This is a genomic window from Thomasclavelia sp., from assembly GCF_017889095.1.
Lineage (GTDB): Bacteria > Bacillota_I > Bacilli_A > Erysipelotrichales > Coprobacillaceae > Thomasclavelia.
Window position 1 is genome coordinate 1 of sequence record NZ_JAGHEW010000298.1, and the last position, 4,357, is coordinate 4,357.

3 protein-coding genes are annotated in these 4,357 nt (G+C 25.9%); all 3 read left to right on the plus strand.

Going from position 1 to position 4,357, the window contains the following annotated elements:
- Nucleotides 1-330: 330 nt before the first annotated feature.
- Nucleotides 331-2,391 carry an ATP-binding cassette domain-containing protein gene (locus tag J7M77_RS13165; protein WP_296879330.1) on the plus strand — a complete coding sequence of 687 codons (2,061 nt, stop codon included), beginning with the start codon at nt 331-333 and terminating at the stop codon, nt 2,389-2,391.
- Complete coding sequence (locus tag J7M77_RS13170) at nt 2,369-3,256, plus strand: ATP-binding cassette domain-containing protein (protein WP_296879333.1); 888 nt, start codon at nt 2,369-2,371, stop codon at nt 3,254-3,256. Before J7M77_RS13165 ends, J7M77_RS13170 begins: the two co-directional genes overlap by 23 nt.
- A 95-nt stretch (nt 3,257-3,351) precedes the next feature.
- The gene (locus tag J7M77_RS13175) at nt 3,352-4,116 is read left to right on the plus strand and encodes a hypothetical protein (protein ID WP_296879335.1); all 765 of its coding nucleotides are present in this window, start codon (nt 3,352-3,354) and stop codon (nt 4,114-4,116) included.
- The last annotated feature ends 241 nt before the right edge of the window (nt 4,117-4,357 follow it).

Below are 4,357 nucleotides of genomic sequence, written 5' to 3' on the forward strand. Positions count from 1 at the left end.
AGCCATTTTTTGAGCAATTTGATAGCCGTAATAATTTCCATCACCGATTTCAATTATTTTAAGCAGCAGCATTTCCATCTTAAAAAAACTGTTAACAGATTTTGGCATATAAACATTCCTTTCTAAAAAATAGAATAAACATATTTAAGATATAAATCAATACCTATAATAAATATACAATGTTGATATTTTTTATAAAAAGATTACATATTTTAATTGTAAGAGTGAATGAGATATTTTTAGATTTCGTTGTTAAAGTGATTTTAATAAAAATAGTCACTAAGTAGTAAGAATAACTTATTATAATGTAAATATCAGGAGGTGGTATATGTGTTAGAAATAAGAAATATTAATATTATTTATAATCATAAGATAATTATTGATGCTAATTTTAAATGTAATGATACGGGGATTACAATTATTAAAGGGGAAAGTGGTAGTGGTAAAACTTCGTTAATTAGAAATATTTTATATCAGGAAAATTATTTTGATGAATATATTTATAATCATCAAAAAATTACTTCTAGTAAACAACTGATCAATGTTTTTTCTTTAATGAGTCAAAATAATGCTTTTATTGCTGATTTAACGGTAAAAGAACATTTTAAGTTGATGCAAAAACTATATGGAACAGCAGATATTAGTGATTATTTGCAACGTTTAGAATTACTTAATACTCTCAATAAATACCCTAGTCAATTATCAGGTGGTGAAAAGAATCGGATTAGCTTTCTATTATGTATTTTAAAAAATTCACCAATAATAATTCTTGATGAACCAACTGCAGCTTTAGACAGCTATTTTACTGAAGAAGTTAAAAATATCATTATTGAACTGTCAAGTAATCATTTATTTATTATTTCAAGTCATAATGAATCGTTGTTTGAACTTGGTGATGTTATTTATGAAATTAATAAGCAGCAGTTATGTTTGATCAAAGATAATTGGATAAATAATAAAATGGTTGAAAAAACTGAAAAACAAAAAATTATTATACCGGGTATTTTTATTAAAATGAAAAAGCATCGTTTAATTCAAAATCTAATGATGATCATCATTTTATCATTTAGTATTGTCTTAACATCACTTGTTTCTAGTTATAGTTTTACATCTACCAATAATCATTATGAGGAATTTGAAAATTTAGTTGATAATGAGGCGATTGTTTATAAACCGGTTTTTGCTAATAAAAAAAATATTTTTTACGGTGGTGGCAATGAACCATATATTAATGAAACTGAAAAAAAACTAATTAGTGATATTAAACATATTGATAAAATGACCCCTCATCTTGAATATGATTTTGGTTATACTCATACTGAATTTGAAAAATCAAATGATAATTCAACTGAATATATTTTATATAAAAACGGAAAAGAAATAAGCCAGGGTGATTTTTATGATCGTGTTACTGATATTACTATTGTAAATTATGATCAAATTGATAAAAATCAAGTAGAAAAAAGCTATGGGGATGGTGGAATATATTTTTCTCATGAATTGGGTAAATATTTAGAACTTAAAGATGGTAGCTATGAAATATCGTTTAATTTACCGGTTCCTAGTTATGTTGTCATTGGTGATGGAGAAAAGCAAATTCCTGATGATCCTGTTTATTATCCGATTAATTATGATTTTGTCAATTATATTAATGTAAAGTATAAAATTAGCGGTATACTTAAAGGCAATACTGGTTGTCGCTGGTCTAAAAATAGTTATCATGCTATTTATGTTCCCGATGATTTATATCAGCAGTTGATTAATGAAAATATGCCAACAACAAGTAAAACGTATTATTATGATCGTTCAATAAGTAATATTGGTGATTATACAACGGAATTGGTTGAAGGTCATGAAATAACAAATATTGCTAAGGCTATTCCATGGGTTAGTGGAGCTTATAAAATAAGAATTGATTCGGTTGAAAATTATGAAACTGTTATTAAAGAATTAGAAAAGGAAGGTTTTGCAACAATCAGTGATAAAGCTAATTTTAGATCAATTGATGCTATGGCATACCAGACATCGGATTCATTTATTAAATTTTCATTAGCTCTAACAATCATCTTGACTATTATTAATTTGATTTTAAAATATATTAATCTTTATCAAGAGAAAAGTTTTAAGTGTTATTTTAAAGAGTTAGGTTATGTACCAATGAAAATAACCATTTTATCTTTACAAAAGTATTTAATTGATATGATGATTATTTTAATGACATCAATTATAATGTGTTTTATTTTTCAATTTGTTTGTATCAAAATAAATTATGTAATTGCCCCAATTTCATCAACTACAATTTTGTTTATATTTATTTTGTCATTGTTGATAGAATTTATTTTTCCACTTGGATTAGGAGGGATTAGTTATGATAAAGTTAGAAAACATTAATATCACTTATAAGCAGCCAGTTTTAAAAAATGCTCATCTTAATATCTATCCAGGTGTATCTTTGATTGTTGGTAAAAGCGGGACTGGTAAAACGGCACTTTTGTATCGGATAGCTTTGATTAGCTCTAGTAAAGATTATGATTATTATCTAGACGATAAAAAATTAGATTTAAAAAATGAGCGAGAAATGGCTTTATTAAAACGAGCTCAAATCGGCTATGTCTTACAAGAAAGTAATTTATTTGAACAATATACAGTAGGTGAAAACTTGATTCATGCTTGTACCTTCAATAGTCAGCAGCAAAATATTGAAGAAGTTATGAAATTAGTAAATTTAAAGGTGGCTTTAAATCAGGCAATCAGTACTTTATCAGGTGGTGAACGACAAAGATTAGCGATTGCTTGTGCATTGATAAAAAATCCCAAAATATTAATTATGGATGAACCTACTAGTGCCTTGGATATAAACAATGAACGTAATATTTTTGAACTCATTTATTCAATTGCTCGTAAGTTAAATATCTATATTATCATTGCTTCACATAGTCTTATTGCAAAAGAATATGCTGATAATATCTATGAGATCAAAGATTACACAATCAAAGAAATCAAAACAGTCAATAATGTTCAGCATTTAAAACTAAATCAGGCATCAAAGCTGACAAAACAGTTTTATCATAATTATCTAAAACATTTTAATAATTATTATCACCAATTAACAACAGCATTAAAAGCTATCTTTCTTGTTACAACATTAAGTGTTTTTGCCTGCTGTTCAATAATTGGAATGACAATATCAAAATTGTTAATTCACTTTCTAATAATCAAATTTTTATTACTGATCATCAAGAAAATCTTTATCTAGATAACGATAATTTAATTAGCTCAAAAATAGATTTAAATGATTTAGAAAATCTTGACGGATTAAAAGATTACTATCCAATTTATTTAGATACTTTAATGATCAATGGCAATAAATATATTGCTCTTCCATATTATGATAATGCAGTTTTTGAAAATAATATTATTCAGGTTGTTGATTTATTAGAAGATCATGGAATCTATGCGCCTGTTAGCAGCCATACAGAAATTAAACAAGGACAATTAGTTGATGATAGTATGACTAAAAGTTATCCCGTTAAAGCTTTTTTAGATAATAGTTATTATTGTGGCTATTTAAGAAATCAAAGTAACTATTTTTATAGTTTTTATCAAAATTTTGACGATTCTTTACCGCTTGTAGGATATACTCTTTTATTTGAAGATGTAAATTCAATAAATAAAGCAATAGGACAGTTAGAAAATAAATATTATATCAATGATGATTTTCAGGATACTGAATTTTTAACAAAACTAATTGCTGATGCTACAAATACTAAAATAATTTTGGCACTAACAATTAGTATTATTGCAATTGTTTTGTTGTTTATTGTATTAAAAGAATATATGCAAAGAAGAAATCAAGAGTTGGCATTATTGAAAATCAATGGAATTAATAATCAAGAATTGTTTAAATTGATTTTTTTGGAACAGTTAAAAATATTTATGATCAATAGTATTTTTATTGCTGTAATCATTGGATTAAAATATCTTGTTACTCATGATATATCAATAAGCATTATTTTGATTATGATCATAAGTCAAATGATCTTATTGCTATTTAGTCTTATTTATAATGGTATTAAAGTAGTTAAACTTTCCCCAGAACAAGAATTGCGGTTTTGATAATTAAATATTAAAAAAGACTAATAAGCATTTCTAGCTGTTTTTACCTTAACTAAAAGATGGTATAATGAAGATATCTAAACTTAGGAGGCGATAAAATGAATTATTCAGAAAATGGAAAGCAATATCATATTCAGGTAGGCGAAGGGGAAGTTGGTAAATATGTAATTATGCCTGGTGATCCCAAACGCTGTAAATTGATTGCTAAGTATTTAGATGAACCAGTTTTAATCGCTGATAA